The sequence below is a fragment of the Duganella paludis genome, assembly GCF_054461335.1.
The window spans coordinates 494,044-514,113 of record NZ_CM136922.1; the positions used below are offsets into that span (position 1 = coordinate 494,044).

Annotated in this window: 16 protein-coding genes; 11 read left to right on the plus strand and 5 right to left on the minus strand. The window is 65.0% G+C overall.

Annotation, left to right across the window (positions count from 1 at the left end):
* Window positions 1-66 precede the first annotated feature (66 nt).
* The 6 genes from ACXZ1M_RS02180 (at window position 67) to ACXZ1M_RS02205 (ending at window position 8,180) form a co-directional block, all read left to right on the plus strand.
* Window positions 67-1,173, plus strand: a complete 1,107-nt coding sequence (locus tag ACXZ1M_RS02180; protein WP_459051598.1) for a LacI family DNA-binding transcriptional regulator — start codon at window positions 67-69, stop codon at window positions 1,171-1,173.
* A gap of 99 nt (window positions 1,174-1,272) precedes the next feature.
* Window positions 1,273-2,817, plus strand: a complete 1,545-nt coding sequence (locus ACXZ1M_RS02185) for a carboxylesterase/lipase family protein (protein ID WP_459051599.1) — start codon at window positions 1,273-1,275, stop codon at window positions 2,815-2,817.
* Between the two features lie 111 nt (window positions 2,818-2,928).
* Complete coding sequence (locus ACXZ1M_RS02190) at window positions 2,929-5,274, plus strand: M1 family metallopeptidase (RefSeq protein ID WP_459051600.1); 2,346 nt, start codon at window positions 2,929-2,931, stop codon at window positions 5,272-5,274.
* The gene (locus ACXZ1M_RS02195) at window positions 5,271-5,765 is read left to right on the plus strand and encodes a DUF6702 family protein (protein WP_459051601.1); all 495 of its coding nucleotides are present in this window, start codon (window positions 5,271-5,273) and stop codon (window positions 5,763-5,765) included. The genes ACXZ1M_RS02190 and ACXZ1M_RS02195 overlap by 4 nt, the downstream gene beginning before the upstream one ends.
* Entirely contained in the window at window positions 5,707-7,791 is a 2,085-nt protein-coding gene (locus tag ACXZ1M_RS02200) for a TonB-dependent receptor (RefSeq protein WP_459051602.1), read from the plus strand. The genes ACXZ1M_RS02195 and ACXZ1M_RS02200 overlap by 59 nt, the downstream gene beginning before the upstream one ends.
* Window positions 7,792-7,865: 74 nt before the next feature.
* Window positions 7,866-8,180 (plus strand): hypothetical protein, encoded by a 315-nt coding sequence (locus ACXZ1M_RS02205; RefSeq protein WP_459051603.1) that lies wholly within the window; start codon window positions 7,866-7,868, stop codon window positions 8,178-8,180.
* Window positions 8,181-8,323: 143 nt separating this feature from the next.
* Here ACXZ1M_RS02205 and ACXZ1M_RS02210 read toward each other — a convergent pair whose 3' ends face one another.
* Window positions 8,324-10,024, minus strand: a complete 1,701-nt coding sequence (locus tag ACXZ1M_RS02210) for a methyl-accepting chemotaxis protein (protein ID WP_459051604.1) — start codon at window positions 10,022-10,024, stop codon at window positions 8,324-8,326.
* A gap of 142 nt (window positions 10,025-10,166) precedes the next feature.
* Window positions 10,167-11,807, minus strand: a complete 1,641-nt coding sequence (locus tag ACXZ1M_RS02215; protein WP_459053960.1) for a rhodanese-like domain-containing protein — start codon at window positions 11,805-11,807, stop codon at window positions 10,167-10,169.
* Between the two features lie 665 nt (window positions 11,808-12,472).
* Between ACXZ1M_RS02215 and ACXZ1M_RS02220 the strand changes: the two genes are divergently transcribed.
* Window positions 12,473-13,411, plus strand: coding sequence for an aliphatic sulfonate ABC transporter substrate-binding protein (locus tag ACXZ1M_RS02220; protein WP_459051605.1), 939 nt, complete (start codon window positions 12,473-12,475; stop codon window positions 13,409-13,411).
* A gap of 73 nt (window positions 13,412-13,484) precedes the next feature.
* Here the strand turns inward: ACXZ1M_RS02220 and ACXZ1M_RS02225 are convergent, their stop codons facing one another.
* Both ACXZ1M_RS02225 and ACXZ1M_RS02230 read right to left on the minus strand, forming a co-directional pair.
* The gene (locus tag ACXZ1M_RS02225; protein WP_459051606.1) at window positions 13,485-14,279 is read right to left on the minus strand and encodes a phosphate/phosphite/phosphonate ABC transporter substrate-binding protein; all 795 of its coding nucleotides are present in this window, start codon (window positions 14,277-14,279) and stop codon (window positions 13,485-13,487) included.
* Window positions 14,276-15,220, minus strand: coding sequence for a fatty acid desaturase (locus ACXZ1M_RS02230; protein WP_459051607.1), 945 nt, complete (start codon window positions 15,218-15,220; stop codon window positions 14,276-14,278). The genes ACXZ1M_RS02225 and ACXZ1M_RS02230 overlap by 4 nt, the downstream gene beginning before the upstream one ends.
* A gap of 139 nt (window positions 15,221-15,359) precedes the next feature.
* Here ACXZ1M_RS02230 and ACXZ1M_RS02235 point away from each other — a divergent pair, with 139 nt between their 5' ends.
* The 4 genes from ACXZ1M_RS02235 to ACXZ1M_RS02250 are packed head-to-tail and all read left to right on the plus strand — an operon-like array spanning window position 15,360 to window position 19,303.
* Window positions 15,360-16,979: a carboxylesterase/lipase family protein gene (locus ACXZ1M_RS02235; RefSeq protein ID WP_459051608.1), complete on the plus strand. Its 1,620-nt coding sequence runs from the start codon at window positions 15,360-15,362 to the stop codon at window positions 16,977-16,979.
* 25 nt (window positions 16,980-17,004) lie between these two features.
* Window positions 17,005-18,321, plus strand: coding sequence for an MFS transporter (locus ACXZ1M_RS02240; protein WP_459051609.1), 1,317 nt, complete (start codon window positions 17,005-17,007; stop codon window positions 18,319-18,321).
* Window positions 18,321-18,788 (plus strand): type II 3-dehydroquinate dehydratase, encoded by a 468-nt coding sequence (aroQ, locus tag ACXZ1M_RS02245; RefSeq protein ID WP_459051610.1) that lies wholly within the window; start codon window positions 18,321-18,323, stop codon window positions 18,786-18,788. Before ACXZ1M_RS02240 ends, aroQ begins: the two co-directional genes overlap by 1 nt.
* A 38-nt stretch (window positions 18,789-18,826) precedes the next feature.
* Window positions 18,827-19,303 (plus strand): hypothetical protein, encoded by a 477-nt coding sequence (locus ACXZ1M_RS02250; protein WP_373987677.1) that lies wholly within the window; start codon window positions 18,827-18,829, stop codon window positions 19,301-19,303.
* Between the two features lies 1 nt (window position 19,304).
* Here the strand turns inward: ACXZ1M_RS02250 and ACXZ1M_RS02255 are convergent, their stop codons facing one another.
* Window positions 19,305-19,838 (minus strand): hypothetical protein, encoded by a 534-nt coding sequence (locus ACXZ1M_RS02255; protein WP_459051611.1) that lies wholly within the window; start codon window positions 19,836-19,838, stop codon window positions 19,305-19,307.
* Window positions 19,839-20,070 lie beyond the last annotated feature (232 nt).

The window sequence follows — 20,070 nt, forward strand, 5'->3', positions numbered from 1 at the left end:
CAGTCGCTTGTGGTAAAGTCTGACGCTGAGCATACCTTCATATTTTTTACGCAGTACCCTAGGCAGATGACAAAAACAAAGGTGAAACCGGCGCCTGTTCCGGCCGTGCAGAGCCGCTCGCAAGCGCCAACCATGGCCGACGTGGCCAAACTGGCAGGCGTATCCCCGATGACGGTGTCGCGCGTGATGAACGGCGATACCAATGTCCGCGAAAAAACCCGCAACCGCGTCGATGCGGCCGTTGCCGCCCTCAATTACGTGCCCAATCAGGCTGCGCGCCGCCTCGCCGGTTCGCGCCCGATCCGCGTCGGCTTCTTGTACAGCAATCCGAGCGCGGGCTACCTGAGCGAATTCCTGGTCGGCCTGTTGAACCAGGCCAGCCCGAACAATGTGCAGTTGGTGGTGGAAAAATGCGAGGCCGATGAACACGGCGTCGAACAGGCGCGCCGCCTGATCGCCAACGGCGTCGACGGCATCATCCTGCCGCCGCCGCTGTGCGACACGCGCAACCTGATCGACCTGATCGCCGCGTCCGGCACGCCGGCCGTCACGGTGGCCTGCGGCCAGCCCGACCAGCGCGTGGGCGGCGTCAGCATCGACGACTACCAGGCCGCCTACGCCATGACCTGCCACCTGATCGCACTGGGCCACCAGCGCATCGGCTTCGTCATCGGCCATCCGAACCAGAGCGCCAGCGCGCGCCGCCTGGCCGGCTTCAAGGCCGCCATCGCGGAGAAGCATGCGCAAAGCGCGCCGGAGCTGATCGTGCAGGGCCAGTTCACCTATCGTTCCGGCCTGGATGCGGCGGAACTGCTGCTCGGGCTTGAGCACCGCCCCACTGCCATCTTCGCCAGCAACGACGACATGGCCGCCGCCGTGGTGGCGATCGCCCACCGCCTCGGCCTGGACGTGCCGGGCGACCTGACGGTGGCCGGCTTCGATGACACCGCGCTGGCCACCACCATCTGGCCCGAGCTGACCACCGTGCGCCAGCCGATCACCGAGATGGCGGAAGCGGCCGTGCAGTTCCTGGTGCGGCAGATCCGCGCCCAGCGCAACGGCACGCCCGAGGCCCCGGACCACGTGCTGATGGCGCACCGCCTGATCCGCCGCCAGTCCGACGCCGCGCCGCGTTTGCGCCCTTCGACCAAGATCGCCGGCAAGGTCAAATAACGATGCCGCCGGCGCCCGCCGGCCGGCGTCGAAAGCCGCAACGCGGCGCGGTGGTTTTGCGATATAGTTGGCGTCTCCAAAAACTATAGAGACTACGCCATGAAGACTGCCGGCCTACTGCTTGCCACCTCCTGCCTCATTTCCACCGTTGCCGTCGCAGCCGCCGCAGCGCCGGCGACCGTCGCGCCGCGCGCCACCACCGCCACCGGTGTGGTGACCGGCGTGCAGGAAGCTTCCGGCGTGAAGTCGTTCAAGGGCATTCCCTACGCGGCGGCGCCGGTCGGCAAGCTGCGCTGGGCCGCGCCCAAGGCTGCGGCCAAGTGGAAAGGCGTGCGCAAGGCCGATCACTTCGCGGCGCGCTGCATGCAGCTTCCGCTGTTTTCCGACATGGTGTTCCGCTCCGACGGCGTCAGCGAAGACTGCCTGTACCTCAACGTCTGGACGCCGGCCCAATCGTCCAAATCGGCCAAGGAAAAGCTGCCGGTGCTGGTGTACTTCTACGGCGGCGGTTTCGCGGCGGGCGACGGCTCCGAGCCGCGCTACGACGGCGAGAGCATGGCAGCCAAGGGCGTCGTCACGCTGACCATCAACTACCGTCTGAACATCTTCGGCTTCCTGGCCCATCCCGAGCTGACCAAGGAGTCGCCGCACCGCGCTTCCGGCAATTACGGCCTGATGGACCAAGCGGCGGCGTTGCAGTGGGTGCGCAAGAATATCGCGGCCTTCGGCGGCGATCCGTCGCGCGTGACCATCGCCGGCGAGTCGGCCGGTTCGTTCTCGGTCAGCGCGCAGATGATCAACCCGCAGGCCAAGGGCCTGATCGCCGGCGCCATCGGCGAGAGCGGATCGCTGCTTGGGCTGATGGCGGCCGCGCCGCTCGGCACGGCGGAGCAGAACGGCGCGAGCTTCGCGCAGTCGATCGGCGCATCCTCGCTGGCCGAGCTGCGCGCCCTGCCCGCGCAGCAGTTGCTCGACGCGACCCAGAAGCCGGGCACCTGGTTCTTTGCGATCCAGGACGGCCATGTGATCCCGCGCGCGCCGGTCGACATGTACGCGGCCGGCGAGCAGGCCAAAATACCTTTGCTGGCCGGCTGGAATTCGTATGAGGGCCACTACAAGCAAATCCTCGGCGAGACCGAACCGACCGCCGAAAACTTCGGCGCGGCGCTGCAAAAGCTGTATGGCGACCAGGCCGCCGCAGCGCAGCAGGCCTATGGCGGCGACGTGAAGCAGGCCGCAACCGAGCTGGCGAGCGACCGCTTCATCGGCTACGGCACGTGGAAGTGGATCGACAGCCATGCGCGCACCAGCGGCAAGCCGGTCTACCGCTACTACTACACGCGTGCGCGCCCAGGCCAGGAGGGCGCGGGCCACTCGGTGGAGATCGAGTACGCCATGGGTAACCTGGCAGGGAATAAAGTCTATGCATGGACCGACGCCGACCGCGCGCTGTCGGCGCAGATGCAGGATTACTTCGCCAACTTCATCAAGACCGGCAATCCCAATGGCGCCGGTTTGCCGGAATGGCCGCAAGCCAGCAGCGGCAAGGGCTCGCGCCTGATGAAGCTGGACGTGCCGTCCAGCGCGATCACCGCAACCGACGACGCCCACCAGCAGTTCCAGGAAACGCAGGTGCGAAAGTAACCTACGAAAGTAAAGGTAGTTGAAGCATCGGTTTGTATTTTATTGTATCGGCAGGTAATCACATGAAAACCTGCTATACAATTTATCCTCTTATCCAGAGGAACAAACCCCATGCGCAAAAAAATCGGCTTACTGGCCCTTTGCCTGACGGTGTCCGCCTATGCGGCGGAACCATTCGACGACAAATTCCGTCAGCTTGACGAAAGCCTGCCGACACCGAACAGCTACCGCACCGCCTCCGGCGCGCCGGGCCACGCCTACTGGCAGCAGCGCGCCGACTACACCATCAGCGCCTCGCTGGACGAAGCCAAGCGCGCCATCACCGGCAGCGAGCAAATCACCTACCACAACAACTCGCACGATACGCTCAGCTATCTGTGGGTGCAGCTGGACCAGAATATCTACAAGAAGGATTCCGACGCCCGCATGATGTTGACCCAGCCTTCGCGCGAAGCCTGGATCAAGCCATCGTCGCCGGATGACGGCTACAAGTTCGAAGGCATGCGCGGCGTGCTGGCCGGCCGCGAGTTCGACGGCGGTTTCAATATCAAGAGCGTGGGCGCCAACGGCCAGCCGCTGAAGTTCGTCATCAACCGCACCATGATGCGCATCGACCTGCCTACACCATTGAAGCCGGGCGAGAAGTTCGCCTTCAATATCGACTGGTCCTACAACATCAACGAACAACTGGTGCTGGGCGGCCGTTCCGGCTACGAGCACTTCGACGAAGACAAGAACGACCTGTTCGAAATCGCCCAGTGGTTCCCGCGCATGGCGGCCTACTACGACGTCTACGGCTGGCAGCACAAGCAGTTCATCGGCACCGGCGAGTTCACGCTGGAATTCGGCGACTACGACGTGCAGCTGACCGTGCCGGCCGACCACGTGGTGGCCTCCACCGGCGCGCTGCAGAATCCCGCCGACGTGTTGAGCGCCGCCCAGCGCGAGCGCCTGGAAAAAGCCAAGACCGCGACCGCGCCAGTGGTCATCGTCACGCAGGAAGAAGCCACCCGCGCCGAGAAGTCGCGCAGCAGCGCCACCAAGACCTGGCACTTCAAGGCCGCCAACGTGCGCGATTTCGCGTGGGCGTCGAGCCGCAAGTTCATCTGGGACGCACAAGGCTACAAGAAGGATTCCACCGACGTGATGGCGATGTCCTACTATCCGAAGGAAGGCAATCCGCTGTGGGGCAAGTACAGCACCCAGGCCATCATCCACACCATCGACAAGTACAACAAGTACAGCTTCGACTACCCGTATCCGACCGCGATTTCGGTCAACGGCCCGGTGGGCGGCATGGAGTATCCGATGATCTCGTTCAACGGCCCGCGTCCGGCCAAGGACAAGAAGACCGGCGCGCTGACCTGGTCGCAGCAAACCAAGTATGGCCTGATCGGCGTGATCATCCACGAGGTGGGCCACAACTACTACCCGATGATCATCAACTCGGACGAACGCCAGTGGACCTGGATGGATGAAGGCCTGAACACCTTCGTGCAGTATCTGGCCGAGCAGGAGTGGGAGGACGGCTATCCCTCGCGCCGTGGCGAGCCGCGCAACATCGTCGACTACATGCGCAGCCAGAACCAGGTGCCGATCATGACCAACTCGGAGTCGCTGCTCCAGGTCGGGAACAACGCCTACGCCAAGCCGGCCACCGGCTTGAACATCCTGCGCGAGACCATCCTGGGCCGCGAACTGTTCGACTACGCCTTCCGCGAATATGCCCAGCGCTGGAAGTTCAAGCGCCCTACTCCGGCCGATTTCTTCCGCACCATGGAAGACGCTTCCGGCACGGACCTGGACTGGTTCTGGCGCGGCTGGTTCTACACCACCGATCCGGTCGACATCAGCATCGACGGCATCAACGAGTACGGTGTGAACACCAAGGACCCTGAAAAGGAAAAGGCATGGAAGAAGGCGCAGAAGGATGCGCAGCCGATCTCCGTTTCCGAACAGCGCAACAAGGCCCTGCCGAAGCGCCTGGACGCGCATCCGGAGCTGAAGGACTTCTACAACGAGCACGACGAGTTCACCGTCACCAACAAGGATCGCAACAGCTACGCCGAAGCGATCGAGAAGCTGGAGCCGTGGGAGAAGAAGCTGCTGGATCAGGGCAAGCACCTGTATCTGGTGGACTTTTCGAATCAGGGCGGCATGGTGATGCCGCTGATCCTGGAGATTGAGCTCAAGAGCGGCAAGAAGTACATCGAGCGCGTGCCGACGGAAATCTGGCGTTACAACTCGAAGAAGATCACCAAGCTGATTGTGACCGACGAACCGATGGTGGGCCTGACCCAGGACCCGTACTGGGAAACCGCCGATATCGACACGTCCAACAACGCCTGGCCGCGCAAGGTGACGCAGTCGCGCCTGGAGCTGTTCAAGACCGAGCGTGACAAGAACAACCTGATGCGCGACTTCAATACGCCGCTGAAGAAGGACGAGAAGAAGTGATACGCGTAAGGCGCATCGCTGTCGCCGCTGCCGCCCTGCTCACGCTGGCCGGCGCGGCGCACTCCCACAACTTCCACATGGGCATAGCGGACATCAGCTACAACGAGCGCACCGGCGGCACCGAGATCGTGCACACCTACACGGGACACGATGTCGCCACGCTGTTGGCCAATCTGTACGGCCAGCAGTTCGACCTGGGCCGCGCCGACAGCGAGGCGCCGCTGCGGCGCTACGTGGAGAAGCAGTTCTTCATCGAAGACGCCGCGCAGCGCCGCCTGCCGCTGCAATGGGTGGGCGTGAAGGTGGATGCCGACAGCGTCGTCATCTACCAGGAAATCCCGGGTGTAAAACTGGCGAAAGGCAGCCGCATACACAACGCTTTGCTGATAGACTTCCTGCCTTCGCAAAAGAACACAGTCAATCTGCAAACCGATGGCAACACCAACACCTTCCTCTTCGATCAACGCAGCATCGATCAAACTGTCCCTTAAATACGCTGTGCTGTTGGCCTTCGGTTCCGCACAGGCGGACGACCAGCTCCTGCAAAGGGTGCTGGTGGAAGGCTCGCGCACCAACCAGCTGGGCGTGGCCGATGCCGCCAGCGCCGGCGTTGTCACGCAGGCGGAGCTGGCGGCGCGCACGGTGTATCGTCCCGGCGAGGTGCTGGAGGCGGTGCCGGGCCTGGTGGTCAGCCAACATAGCGGCGAGGGCAAGGCCAACCAGTTCTACCTGCGCGGCTTCAACCTCGATCACGGCACCGACCTGCGCACCACGGTGGACGGCATGCCGGTCAACCAGCGCAGCCACGCGCATGGTCAGGGCTGGACCGACCTGAATTTCCTGATTCCCGAATTGGCGGTGCGGCTCGATTACCGGAAAGGCCCCTACTCCGCCGAGGAAGGCGATTTCGCCTCGGCCGGCACGGCCTCCGTGGTGTACGCCAACCGCCTGCTGCAGGGCGTGGCCAGCGTCTCGGCCGGGCAAAACGGCTACCGCCGCGCGCTGCTGGCAGATTCGGTGGAGACGCAACGCGGCAGCCTGCTGTACGCCGTCGAAGCGATCCACAACGACGGCCCGTTCATCAATCCGGACGACTACCGCAAGCTGAACGCGGTGCTGCGCTACAGCGAGGGCTATGCCAACAACGGCTTCAACGTCAGCCTGATGGCGTACCAGGCCGACTGGAATTCCACCGACCAGATTCCGCTGCGCGCGGTGCAGGATGGCCGTATGGGCCGCAACGAGGCCATCGACAGCACCGACGGCGGCAAGGCGCACCGCTACAGCCTTTCCGGCGCCTGGCGCCGCACTGCGGACGACAGCGCATCGAAGGTCAACGCCTACATCATCGCCAACCAGCTCGACCTGTGGTCCAACTTCACTTACTTCATGGACGATCCGGTGCATGGCGACCAGTTCGCGCAGCCGGACCGGCGCGTCACCAGCGGCCTGAATGCGGCGCACAGCTGGCACCATCACACCGAGAGCGGCAACAGCGAAACCACGGTCGGCGTGCAGCTCCAGAACGACAACATCTTCAACGCCCTGCTCAACACGCAGGCGCGGCGCACGCTGTCGGTGACGCGGCAGGATCACATCGTCGAATCCAGCGCCGGGCTATACGTCGAGAACAACACGCGCTGGAATGCGGCCTTGCGCACGGTGCTTGGCGCGCGCGTGGACAGTTATCGCTTCGACGTGCGCAGCGACCTTGCCGCCAATTCGGGCAAGGCGGACGATCATCTGGTGAGCCCGAGCCTGAGCATGATCTACGGGCCGTGGCAAGCGGCCGAGGTGTACGCCAACATCGGCAGCGGCTTCCACAGCAACGACGCGCGCGGCGCCACCATCGCCATCGATCCGAAGACCGGGCTGGCGGCGGACAAGGTGACGCCGTTGGTGCGCTCGCGCGGCATGGAGCTCGGTGCGCGCACGGCGTGGCTGCCCGGCCTGCAAACATCGCTGTCGCTGTACCGGTTGGATTTCGATTCGGAGCTGGTCTACATCGGCGACGCCGGCGCCACCGAGGCTGGTCCGCCAAGCCGCCGCCATGGCGTCGAGTTCTCCAACTATTACAAGCCGCTGAAATGGCTGTCGGTCGATCTGGACCTGGCCTATGCGTGCGCACGCTCGCGCGGCGCGGATGCCGAGGGCGCGGCGGCTGGCCGCTACATTCCCGGCGCGATAGAAGGCACCGGCCAACTGGCGCTGACGGTGGACGATGGCGGGCCATATTCGGCCTCGCTCAAGCTGCGCTACTTCGGTCCGCGTCCGCTGGTGGAGGACAACAGCGTGCGTTCGGGATCGAGCATGACGCTGAACGGCCGCTTCGGCTGGAAGATCAGCAAGCAGTTGTCGCTGGAGCTGGAAGCCTTCAACCTCGCCAACCGCCGCGATTCGGCCATCGACTACTATTACGCTTCGCAACTGAAGGGCGAAGCGACAGCCATCGAAGGCATTCACTTCCACCCGATCGAATCGCGCTCGCTGCGGGCGACGCTGACCAGGAAGTTCTAGGCGATTGCAGCACGCAAAGGAAAATCGTCCGGTTCGCGGCTGTGATACGATTTTTCGATGCCGGAGGATCGATCATGAGCAAGCGCAAACCACCAACAGCCGAGCTTGTTATCAAGGAAGACGGGCCATCGCTCAAGACGGTGAAGTTCGGCTCCGTCACCGCCCCCGCGCCGAGCGAGGCGGAGGTGGAGCGCAACATCCTGGCGGGCCAGAAAGCGCTGGGACGCGCGCTACGCCGAATGCTGCGGCCCGGAATCGATCTCCCTCAGCCGCCGGACATCCCGTTCTTCCACGCGGACCCGGACATTCCCGGCCGGATAATCCGCAAGCTCAACGGAGTCACCGAATCCGGCACCATCGTCAACGGCAAATTCCGGCCCGCAAAATGATGACCTTGAAAACAAAATGCGCCGCTGTCATTGTGCCGCGTGCAGATCAAGGCCGATGTGGTGTATGACCGCCGCAATGAGCGCGGGGCGGCGCCCGCGTCCATTGCCGAGTGGATGAACAGAGTCAGTCCGCGCGCGACGGCTTAGAACTCTTCCCATTCGTCCTTGGAAGACGACGATGCGGCTTTCAGTTTTTGCGGCGCCGGTTTGGCGGCTGGCTTGGCCGCTGCCGGACGCGCGGCCTTCGGCAATGCGGTCACCGTGGCGCGACGCGGCGCCGGCGGCGTGTAGGCCGCTTGCGATGCGTTGATCTTGAACGCGCTGACCACCTGCTCCAGCTTGTCCGCCTGATCGCGCAGCGTCGCTGCCGCCGCTGCGGTCTGCTCCACCAGCGCGGAGTTCTGCTGCGTAGTCTGGTCCATCTCCGTCACCGCGCGGTGCACCTGCGCGATGCCGTCGTTCTGTTCCTGCGTCGCCGCGCTGATTTCGCCGACGATGTCGGTCACCTGCTTGATGCTGGAGACCACTTCGTGCATGGTCGAACCGGCCTGCTCCACCAGCTTGGTGCCCGAGCCGACCTTCTCCACCGAGTCGTCGATCAGCGCCTTGATTTCCTTGGCGGCGGCGGCCGAGCGCTGCGCCAGGTTGCGCACCTCGGTCGCCACGACGGCGAAGCCACGGCCCTGTTCACCGGCGCGCGCCGCTTCCACTGCCGCATTCAGCGCCAGGATGTTGGTCTGGAACGCGATGCCGTCGATGACCGAAATGATGTCCACGATCTTGCGCGACGATTCATTGATCGAACCCATGGTGACCACCACCTGCTCCACCACCGAACCGCCTTGCGTCGCCACTTCCGACGCCGAACGCGCCAGTTGGTTGGCCTGGCGCGCGTTGTCGGCGTTCTGGCCCACGGTGGACGTCAGCTGCTCCATGCTGGCCGCGGTCTGCTCCAGCGCCGCCGCCTGCGACGAGGTGCGCTGCGACAGGTCGCCTGTGCCCGCCGCGATCTGCTGCGAAGCCGCGCCCACCGCGTTGGTCGAGGCGCGCACGGTGTCGATCACGCCGGCGATCTGCTCCAGCAGCTTGTTGAAGGCCACGGCCGTGTGGCCGATTTCGTCCATGCGTTCGACCTTGATCTGGTGCGTCAGGTCCAGCGACTGGCTCACGTCTTCCAGCGTGCCGCGAATCGACGCCAGGCTGCCCTTGATGATGATGTACAGCTGCCACGCCAGCGCGCCCGTCACCAGCACCGCCACCACGATCACCGTCACCAGCAGGCGGAAGGCGAAGCTGTAGGCGGCCACGCTTTCGGCGCGCACGTCTTCACTGAGCTTGTTGTTGTAGGCGATGTGGTCGTCGAAGGCTTTCTTGACGCCGGCGGCCGAGGTGGCGAGCGGCGTGCCCGCCTGCAGCGTGGCGCGCACCGCGTCCATGTCGCCGGCATGCGCGCCGGCGATGAACGGCACCAGCGCCTGACGGTAGGCCGCCATCGCGGCCTTGTCGGCTTCCAGCATCTTGCGGTCGGTTTCGTCGAAGATGTTATTTTTTTCGTACTGCGCCACCACTTCGTCGAACTTGGCGTGGGCGTCGTTGTAGGCTTTATCCAGCGCGCTCTTGTCGGCCAGGTTGGAGAACACCGACAGGCGATAACCGGCCAGGCGGCTGTCGGCCAGATAGCCCTTGGCCATGTTCAAGCCGGCGATGCTGGGAACCAGGTTGCTCTGCACCATATCCAGCCGCTGCTGGGCGCGCGACAACTGGGTCAGGCCGGCGACGCCGACAAAAATCAGCGCCAGCAGCGCCAACGACAAGGTCAAAATCAGTCGCTTGGTAATGGTCATCGTTACTATTCTCATAGAAGTGGAAGTGAGGCGGCCGTCTTGCTGCGGCCAGCCTCAAAGTATAACGGAACAGTATTACCGCCGAGTAACCAAAAATGAATTTACATTGCACTGCAACTAAAACGCAACGTAACAATGGCAATCAGATCACATGGAAGCCGTGCGTGCCGTCGCGCGCCAGCTGCGCCACCAGGCCGAATTCCCAATCCAAATAGGCTTGCATGGCCTCCGCGCGGTTGTCGGTGCCTTCGTAGGGACGGCGGTAACGGTCGATCAGCGGCGAGGCCAGACGCGTGGCGCCCGACTCCAGCGGCTGGCCGGCGGCCGCCCACGCGGTGGTGCCGCCGGCCAGCACCAGCACCGGCAGCGCGGTCAGCGCGCGCAGGTCGGCCGCCGCGTAGCGCGCCAGCAGGCCGCTGCCGCAGGTGAGCACATAGCGTTCGCGGCCGGCGGCGGCCGGCAGTTGCGCCAGCGCCGCCGCCAGCTGCGAGCGCAACGCAAACCACGCGCCGGGTATATGCCGCTTCTGATAATTGACCCCGGAGGACAGGTCCAGCACCGCCGTGCGCTGCGGCCCGTCAGCTGCGGCCAGCCATTGCGACAGCGTCGCCACGTCCACTTCCTCGGCCTGCGGCTGCGGCGGCAGTTCGTCCTGCCAAGCGCCGGAGACGCTGAAGTCTTCCGCGCGCAAACCGTCCACCACGCAAACGTCGTGGTTCATCTGGCGCAGCCAGTGCGCCGTGAGGTTGGCACGCACGCCGTCGCTGTCGGCCAGCACGATGCGCGCGCCGCGCACCAGCGCAAACTGCTCGGTTTCCTGCACCAGCTGGCCGCCGGGCGCGGAACGGAAGTGCGGCAGCCTGCCGTCGCCATATTCGCCGGGGCTGCGGACGTCGAAGAAGTAGTAGCTGCGCGTGCGGTCGGCGTGCAGACCTTTTAGCTGCCCGCGCTCGACGCGCGCCACGCCGGCGCGGTCGGCCAGCTCGCGGGCGTCGCGCGCCGCCGCCTGGCGGTTGGCTTCCGACGCCGGCGGATAGCTGCGCGACTGGCCGTGTTCCAGCTGCTGCCGCGCCAGCGTCCAGCCGATGGTGCCGTTGCGCAGCGCGGCCACGGGATTGGGCACGCCGGCGTTGATCAGCGATTGCGTGCCGATGATGCTGCGCGTGCGGCCGGCGCAGTTGACGATGATGCGGGTGGACGGATCGGGCGCCAGCTCGCGCGCGCGCAAGGCCAGTTCCGCGCCCGGCACACTGATGCTGCCGGGGATGCTCATGGTGTGGTATTCGTCGTAGCGGCGCGCGTCGAGGATGACGATGTCGGCGCCGTTGTCGATCAGCGCCTGCACTTCCGGCGCCGGCAGCGACGGCGTGTGGCGTTCGTGCTCCACCAGTTCGCCGAAGGATTTGCTGGGCACATTCACGTCGCGGAACAGTTCACCGCCGGCGTCGCGCCAGCCGGCGAGGCCGCCCTCCAGCAGCGCTACATCGGTATAGCCCAGTTGATGCAGGCGCAGCGCCGACGGCAGCGCCAGGCCTTCGCCGTCGTCCAGTACCACGATGGGCACGTCGCGGCGCGGCAGTTTGGCGTAGGCATCCAGTTCGATGCGGCCGTAGGGGAAGTTGGCGGCGAACAGCGGGTGCGCCTGCGCGTGCGGATCTTCTTCGCGCACGTCGAGCAGCGCGATCTCGCGGCCGGCCAGCAGTTCCGCCCTCACCTGCTGGTAGCTGCGGTGCGGGAACTGCGGCGCGTAGCCAGAGCGGAAGGGCTTGACCTGGCCGTCCAGCGTGTACACGCTGCGGTCCACCGCGCCGATGTCGGCGCCGTAGACGTGGATGCCGATCGAGACGCGGTCGCTGTAGGCGTTGTGGACCTGATGGATATCGCCGAGCGATGGCGAGACCGCCGCCACTGTGCCGCTGTCCAGGCGCTGAGGTTCGCCGTCGGGCGCCAGCGTGCCGTCGGCGCGGCGGTGGAAGCCTTGCGATAGCTCGGCGCCGCGCAGCAGGCCGATCAGGCCCCAGACGGTGTGGTCGTGGATGGGCGTGGACTGGCCCGGCCCCCAGACAAAGCTGAGCACCGAGTAGCGTGCGGCGGGGTCGCGGTAGAGCAGGTACTGGCGGTAGAACTGCGGGTGCGGCGCGGCCGCTTGCGGCGGCAGCCAGTCGTCGTGCCGCAGCAGCTCGCGCAGCAGGGCCGAGCCTTGCTCGACGATTTCCGGCTCGCTTTTTTCCACTATGCCGTCCAGCGCGTTGATGAATTGTTGCAGCCGTTGCGGCAGTTCGCGTTGTCGTGTTTCGCTCATCTTTTCTTCTCCTTGCGCGGCTTAGATTACCACGCCGCGCGGGCAAATTTGCTTATCTGTTCGCGCTATATTCAAACGCGAAACCATTCGTTTCCACGCTTTATGTGGCGTCGTACCATCGGGAGACAACCATTCAGGAGTCGATCATGCAACGTCGTACCTTGCTGTCCTTGTTAACCCTGCTGCCATTGGCTTCCTGGGCGCAGAAGCCCTCTTCCACGCTGCGCATCGGCTATCAGAAGTCGTCCACGCTGCTGACCATTTTGAAGGTGCGCGGACAGCTGGAGCAGGACCTGGCGCCGCTGGGCGTGAAGGTGACCTGGCATGAGTTTTCCAGCGGCCTGCCACTGCTGGAGGCGCTCAACGTCGGCGGCGTGGACTTGAGTGCGGACGTGGCCGATACGGTGCCGGTGTTTGCGCAGGCGGCCGGCGCGCAGCTGACCTACTTCGCGCAGGAAGCGCCTTCGCCGACGGCGCAGGCCATCGTGGTGCGCAGCGATTCGCCGATCACCAGCGTGGCGGAGTTGAAGGGCAAGAAGGTGGCGGTGACCAAGGCGGCCGGCAGCCATTATCTGCTGATCTCCGCGCTGGACAAGGCGGGCTTGCGCTTCAAGGATATCGAGCCTGCTTATCTGACGCCGGCCGATGGCCGTGCGGCGTTCGAGCGCGGCAGCGTGGCGGCGTGGGTGACGTGGGACCCGTATCTGGCGGGCGTGCAGAATCAGTCGCAGGTGCGCATATTGGCCGATGGCCGCAATGTCGCGGACTATCAGCGCTACTACCTCGCTTCGACCGCGTATGCGGAAGCGCGGCCGGATGTGCTGGCGGTGGTGTTCGAATCGCTGCGCAAGACCGGCAAGTGGGTCAAGCAGTCGCCACGCGAAGCGGCCGAGCTGCTGGCGCCGGCCTGGGGGCTGGATGCGAAGACGGTGGAGCTGGCGAACAGCCGCCGCAGCTACGATGTGCGGCTGGTGGTGAAGGATGCGCTGGGCGAGCAGCAGCGCATTGCCGATGCCTTCTATGGCGAAGGCCTGCTGCCGCGCAAACTGGACGCCACCGCCGTGCCGCTCTGGCGCTTGCGCTAAGCCGCCCCCCGCCGCCGCCGGGCAGATGCCGCGCACCGCCGATGCGGGATGCGCGGCCGGTGCGGCGTCGGCGCTAAGCCAACGTGGGGTAGCCGGCGCGCACGGCGTCGGCTTCGAGGCGTTCGATACGCTGGTAGTCTTCGTCGTCGCGGTGCTGGAAGGCCTTGATGCGCAGCGCCTGCATGTGCGCGCGCAGTTGCGGGCTGGGCGCCAGCAGCGCCTGGCGCAGGCGTGCCTGCACGGCTTCCGGCACGCCGCGCGCGGCCACCAGCGGCAGGCCCGGTGCGGACGCCGAGTACTGCAAGATCCTGATGCCTTCCACCCGGTCCGGCCATTCCTGCTGCAGGTAGCCGAAGGTGACGCAGTCGATGGCGGCGATGTCCGCCTCGCCTTCGCGCACCGCGCGCACGCTGGCCGCGTGGCTGCCGGTCCATTTCACCTTGCCGAAAAAGCGGCCCTCGCGCGCCAGTGGAGCGACCGCGTGGCGCAGCGCGTTCATGCCGCTGTTGGAGTGCGGGTCGTTGGCGGCGGCGGTGAGCCCGCGCGCCTCGGCCAACGATGCGACGCCGTCCAGCGCGCGCGTGACGATGACACTGGAATAGTCGCTGCCCTCGCAGCCGGCGAAGTCGAAGCACGGCGTCGCCAGCAGCGTCACCACGCCGCGCAGCGCGCTCACGTAGGGATAGCCGCAGGTTTGCGACAGCAGCAGGTCCGCGCGGCACCACAGGGCCGGCAGCTCCGGCTCGGGCAGCAGCCGCACCGCGTCGCGCACGCCGGCGTCGGCCAGCACGCAGGCCAGCAGGCGTTCGTACTCGCGCTGCAGGCGCGGCGAGACGTTATACATCGGCAGGGAGACAGTCCAGTTCATGGCATGCGCGGGTGTACAGGTGCGTCGATGGGACGGAAGCCGTAGCGGCGCATCAGCTCTCCGTAGCCGTCGATCTGGAAGCCGCCGCTGCGGGCATTATAAGCGTGGCGCCGGGCGTCGTACACGCGCGGCAGCAGATACCACGGCAGCGACGGCAGGTCGTGATGCACCAGGTGCAGGTTGTTGTTCAGGAACAGGATGCGGAACACCAGGCCGGCGTTATTCAGCACAATGCGCTGCTTGTGGTCCTCCGCCGGACGGTGCTCGTAGTAGGAGCGGATCATCGCCAGCGATTGCGCCGGATAGGAGATCGCCAACACGTACCAGAGCGCCGGGACGCCGAAGCTGGACTCGATCCACCATAGCAGCGCCGCCAGCATGGCGAGGTGGCGCAGCCAGACGCCGGCGTCGCGCAGGTCGCCCCGGGCCAGTTGGCGCGCGGCGCCGCCCCAGGTCGAGGCGATGGCCAGCGCCGGGCCGATCGCCAGCCGTCCCCAGAAGGTTTTGTTCAGCCAGCGCAGCGCGCGCAGCGGACGGCTCATGGCCGCCCATTCGGCCGGCGACACATAGGTGCTTTCGGCGTCCAGCTCGGGCAGGGTCAGGTCGAAGTCGTTGTGGTGGCGCAGGTGGCTTGCGCGGTAGATCTCGTACGGATACCAGACGGCCAGCGGCGCGTAGCCGAACAGGCGGTTCAGCCACGGCCAGCGCGTGGGATGGCCGTGGATCAGCTCATGCTGGAGCGACATGTACCAGGCGCACCACCACACCATCAGCAGCGTGGCCGGCATGGCGCCCAGCAGCGGCCAGCCGGCCAGGGTGGCAAGCCAGCCGCCGTGGATCCCCACGATCAGCAGCCAGGTCGGCCACTCGGCGCGCCATAGCGGGCGCGAACGCTCGGTGCTTACTTCGGTTTTCTGCGCGATATCTATCCAGGTGTGCATATGAATCTCCTGAGGCCGAGTATATGCAGGGCCGAAATCGCTGAAAACGAATGAAAACGCGCTTCCTTATGCGGATTCTGTACGCGCATTAACTAAATAGTTAGTGTAATATCTTTGAAAACCTAAAAAGGAGACGCGCATGAAATATCTGGCAATCGCCGGCATGGCGGTAATGGGCATGGCGGCGGGCGGCGCATCGGCGCAAACGGCGATCACGGTGGATGGCGGCAAGATCGAGGGAACGACTCTGCCCTCCGGCGTGCGCACCTGGCTGGGCGTGCCCTTTGCCGCGCCGCCGGTGCGCGAGCTGCGTTGGCGCGCGCCGCAGCCGCTGGCGCCGTGGCGCGGCGTGTTCCATGCAGACCGCAAGGGACCGGAATGCATCCAGCTGCTGCGCCGCAAGGATATCAACCACTACTTCGGCGAGGAAGCGACCAGCGAGGATTGCCTGTATCTCAACGTGTGGGCGCCGGCCAAGGCCAAGGCATCAGCGGGCAAGCTGCCGGTGATCGTCTTCATTCACGGCGGCGGCTTCACGGTCGGCTCCAGCGGCATGGCGCTGTACGGCGGCGAGAACGTGGCCGCGCGCGGCGACGCCATCTTCGTTAACATGAACTACCGGCTCGGCATCCTGGGCTACATGGCGCACCCGGAGTTGACGGCCGAATCGCCGCATCGCGCGTCGGGCAACTACGGCTTCCTCGACCAGATCGCGGCGCTGCAATGGATACAGAAGAACATCGCCCGCTTCGGCGGCGATCCGTCGCGCGTCACGATTTCCGGCCAGTCCGCCGGCGCCGCCTCGGTCGGCACCCTGCTGGCCAGCCCGCTGGCCAAGGGCCTGTTCCAGCGCGCGGTGCTGATGAGCGGCGCGGGCGTCAGCAACCAGGCGCCGTCGCTGGCGGAGTCCGAGAAGACCGGGCTGGAAGTGCAGAAGGCCGTCGGCGCTGCCTCGCTCGACGAGATGCGCCAGTTGCCGGCCGACCGGGTGTTCGCCGTGCAGCGCGACTTCCAGTTCGGCGAATCCGGTTCGGTGACGGTCAAGCCGAATATCGACGGCTACGTCCTGCCGGACAGCATTCCCAACATCTACGCCGCCGGCAAGCAGAACGACGTGCCGGTGATGGGCGGCTTCACGGCCGACGATATCAGTTTCAGCCCGCTGCGCGGCGTCGCTACACTGGAGCAGTTCCGCGCGACGGCGGCCCATATGTACGGCGACCGCGTGCAGCAGTTCCTCGACCTGTACCCGGCCGCCACCGATGCCGACGCCGCCCGCATGGGCCGCCTGTACAGCCGCCAGGCCATGATGGAGAAAGGCACGCGCGCGCTGGCCCAGGCGCAGCAGGCCAGCGGCAAGTCGCCGTTCTACATGTTCCTATTCTCGCACGTGCAGCCGTTCAATCCCGCAGTGCGGCTGAAGGACAATCCGCAGGGCGCCTACCATACGTCCGACGTGCCCTACTGGTTCCAGACCCAGGACGCGCTCAATATGTTCCGCCCCACGCGCAACTGGCAGCCCTACGACCGCGAGCTGTCGCGGCGCATGATGGACGGCCTGCTGGCCTTTGCCCGCAACGGCGATCCGGCCACGCCGGCCACGCCGTGGCCACGGTGGCGCGCCGACAGTGCACAATACCTGGAATTCGGCGACAGCGTGACCGTGCAATCAGAAGACGCGGCGCAGATGGATTTCCAGAACCAGCCCATCAACATCGCGCCGGGCGGTTCGCCGCTGCCGCGCATGACGCGCGACTGATGATGATAAAAACGGAGACAGCAGCATGAATCACACCACGGCGACCTACGCGGGCAATCCCGCCGCCCGCACCCGCACCCGCACCCGCTTCACCATGCTTGCCCTGCTGGCCGTGGGCACCCTGATCAACTACATGGACCGCACGGTGCTCGGCATCGCCGCGCCGCTGATGACGCAGGACCTGCAGATCAACGCCGCCGTGATGGGATTGGTGTTCTCGGCCTTTTCGTGGACCTATGCGCTGGCGCAGATACCGGGCGGCGTGTTCCTCGACCGCTTCGGCAGCAAGCTGACCTACTTCCTGGCGCTGACCTTCTGGTCCATCTTCACCGGCCTGCAGGGCGCGGCGGTGGGCTTGAAGTCGCTGCTGCTGGTGCGCTTCGGCCTGGGCATCACCGAGGCGCCCTGCTTCCCGGTCAACAGCCGCGTGGTGGCGACCTGGTTCCCGCAGCACGAACGGGCGCGCGCCACCGGCATCTATACGGTGGGCGAGTACCTGGGGCTGGCCTGCTTCGCGCCGAGCCTGTTCTGGGTGATGCACCATTTCGGCTGGCGCTCGCTGTTCTTCGTGGTCGGCGCGGTGGGCGTGGTGTTTGCGCTGGTGTGGTGGCGCGTGTACCGCGAGCCGAAGGACTCTACCACCGTCAACCAGGCCGAACTCGATTACATCGCCGCCGGCGGCGGACTGGAAGCGCCCAAGACCGAGAAGACCAAGTTCGCCTGGAGCGACGTCACCCGGCTGCTGCGCGTGCGCCAGATCTGGGGCGCCAGCCTGGGCCAGTTCGCCGGCAACACCACGCTGGTGTTCTTCCTGACCTGGTTCCCGACCTACCTCGCCACCGAGCGCCAAATGGGCTGGCTCAAGGTCGGCTTCTTCTCAGTGCTGCCGTTCCTGGCGGCGGCGGTGGGCGTGATGTTCGGCGGCTGGGTGTCGGACTGGCTGCTCAAGCGCACCGGCTCGGCCAACGTCGCGCGCAAGCTGCCGATCATCTGCGGCCTGGTGGGCGCGGCCAGCATCATCGGCGCCAACTACGTCGACAGCGACGCCGCCGTGATCGCGATCCTGTCGTTCGCCTTCTTTGGCCAGGGCATGGTGGGCTTGGGCTGGACCTTGATTTCGGACGTCGCGCCCAAGCATTTGATGGGACTGACCGGCGGCATCTTCAACACCTGCTCCAACCTGGCGGGCATCGTCACGCCGTTGGTGATCGGCTTCATCATCAGCGCCACCGGCTCGTTTTTCTATGCGCTGGTGTATGTGTGCGCGGCCGCCGTGGCGGGCTTGCTGGCTTACGTGTTCGTGGTCGGCGACGTGAAGCGCGTTCAACTCAAGGAGGATTGATGAAGATCTTGCTGCTCAACGGGATCAACCTGAATATGTTCGGCAAGCGCGATCCGGCGCAGTACGGCACCGTGACGCTGGCCGAAATCGAACAGCGCGTGCAGGCGCTGGGCCGCGAGCTTGGCGCGGAGGTGAGCTGCTTCCAGACCAACTTCGAAGGCGAAATGTGCGAGCGCATCCACCGCGCGCATGAAGAGGCGTTCGACGCGGTGCTGATCAACGCGGGCGCGTGGACGCACTACAGCTATGGCATCCGCGACGCGCTGGCGATTCTGAAGGCGCCCATCGTGGAGGTACACATGTCCAACGTCCATGCGCGCGAGCCGTTCCGTCACGTGTCGGTGTTTGCCGATATCGTCAGGGGCCAGATCTGCGGCTTCGGCGCGGACAGTTACCTGCTGGCGCTGCGGGCGGCGGTAGCGGGCTATATGCCCCAACTAACAGACAGGCAGAAAAATAGTTCTTAAAGTGGGCATACGTTCAGATTCCACTTAGAGGCAATACCATGAAGATTCCCAGCCTGTTGTCCTCCGCCCTGATCGGCGCCGTCGCCAGCGCGCGCTCGATGACGCCGATGGCCACCATCGCCACGGCGCGTCTGGCCGACCGTGGCACGCCCGGCGAGTTGTTCCTGCTTGATCGTCCGGTGTTCAAATACGGCGCCATGGCGATGGGCGTGGGAGAGCTGTTCGGCGACAAGATGAAGACCGCGCCGGATCGCACCGTTTTCCTCGGCCTGCTGGCCCGCGTGATGAGCGCGGGGATCGCCGGCGCGGCGCTGGCGCCCCACGGCCGCGAGCAGGCGGGAGCGGCGGTCGCCGTCGCCACCGCCGTGCCGCTGGCTTATCTCACGCTCTCGGCCCGCAAGAAGGCCATGGCCAGCATGGGCCAGACGCGCAGCGGCCTGATTGAAGATGCGCTGATCGTGGCCGCAGGCGCCGCCATCGTGGCACTCTCAACGCGTGGCAAGTCGACTAGCTGAGTTACGCCCGTATCTGCGCATCGCGGCATCGGGCCGCGAGTTCCCATCGCTTATTTTTTGGAAAGCGCAGCCAGACGGATTTCCAGGCATTGCGCGTACCGCAGCCGCGCCCATTCGCGAACCGTGATGGCGTGATGGACAGGCCATCGCAGATGATTTGTTCGTCTTCGACTTTGGCGTACACCGATCGGCCGCAGAAGATGCTGCGTAACTCGGTGCCGTTCGGCAGGAAAAGCTGCTTCCATTGATAGCCCCGAAGGCTGTTGTCGCTATTGTCCGCATTGATTGATGGCGCCGACGCTGCTACCGGGATTGCCACTGCGGTGGCGGTGGAAGCGTCGGCGTCGGCCTCGACGCCCTCTTCATCGTCGTCGAACCAGACGTGGTGTTGAGGCGGGGTCGTAGCGATGTAGTGCTTGATCAGTTCACATATGACCGCTTCCGTCTCGGGGCCATAGCAGGGCTCGTCTAAATGGTCGGTCAGTGCCCAGAGTACCTTGCTTGGCAAGTGTAGAACTACAGGGTGGTCGTCCATTTTTTTCTCCCCTCTAAAACGTCTAAACGCTCTAAACGCTCTAATTCATTCTAAAACGCTAGAGATCACCCTAAAATTTGACGCAAAACTAGTCTATTTTCTCTATTTCGTCTATTTGCTCTATTTTTTCCCGCTTTCTCCGTACTTTTTAGAGCGTTTTCTATCGAAATAGTTCAATCTCTAGCGTTTTAGAGGTTTTAGACGTTTTAGAGCGGCAGAAAATATAGGACTT

What these genes read in the sequence shown, in the direction of transcription:
- ACXZ1M_RS02180 (WP_459051598.1), top strand. Translation starts at nt 67, where the DNA reads ATGACAAAAACAAAGGTGAAACCGGCGCCTGTTCCGGCCGTGCAGAGC.
- ACXZ1M_RS02185 (WP_459051599.1), top strand. Translation starts at nt 1,273, where the DNA reads ATGAAGACTGCCGGCCTACTGCTTGCCACCTCCTGCCTCATTTCCACC.
- ACXZ1M_RS02190 (WP_459051600.1), top strand. Translation starts at nt 2,929, where the DNA reads ATGCGCAAAAAAATCGGCTTACTGGCCCTTTGCCTGACGGTGTCCGCC.
- ACXZ1M_RS02200 (WP_459051602.1), top strand. Translation starts at nt 5,707, where the DNA reads ATGGCAACACCAACACCTTCCTCTTCGATCAACGCAGCATCGATCAAA.
- ACXZ1M_RS02205 (WP_459051603.1), top strand. Translation starts at nt 7,866, where the DNA reads ATGAGCAAGCGCAAACCACCAACAGCCGAGCTTGTTATCAAGGAAGAC.
- ACXZ1M_RS02210 (WP_459051604.1), bottom strand. Translation starts at nt 10,024, where the DNA reads ATGACCATTACCAAGCGACTGATTTTGACCTTGTCGTTGGCGCTGCTG.
- ACXZ1M_RS02220 (WP_459051605.1), top strand. Translation starts at nt 12,473, where the DNA reads ATGCAACGTCGTACCTTGCTGTCCTTGTTAACCCTGCTGCCATTGGCT.
- ACXZ1M_RS02225 (WP_459051606.1), bottom strand. Translation starts at nt 14,279, where the DNA reads ATGAACTGGACTGTCTCCCTGCCGATGTATAACGTCTCGCCGCGCCTG.
- ACXZ1M_RS02230 (WP_459051607.1), bottom strand. Translation starts at nt 15,220, where the DNA reads ATGCACACCTGGATAGATATCGCGCAGAAAACCGAAGTAAGCACCGAG.
- ACXZ1M_RS02235 (WP_459051608.1), top strand. Translation starts at nt 15,360, where the DNA reads ATGAAATATCTGGCAATCGCCGGCATGGCGGTAATGGGCATGGCGGCG.
- ACXZ1M_RS02240 (WP_459051609.1), top strand. Translation starts at nt 17,005, where the DNA reads ATGAATCACACCACGGCGACCTACGCGGGCAATCCCGCCGCCCGCACC.
- aroQ (WP_459051610.1), top strand. Translation starts at nt 18,321, where the DNA reads ATGAAGATCTTGCTGCTCAACGGGATCAACCTGAATATGTTCGGCAAG.
- ACXZ1M_RS02250 (WP_373987677.1), top strand. Translation starts at nt 18,827, where the DNA reads ATGAAGATTCCCAGCCTGTTGTCCTCCGCCCTGATCGGCGCCGTCGCC.
- ACXZ1M_RS02255 (WP_459051611.1), bottom strand. Translation starts at nt 19,838, where the DNA reads ATGGACGACCACCCTGTAGTTCTACACTTGCCAAGCAAGGTACTCTGG.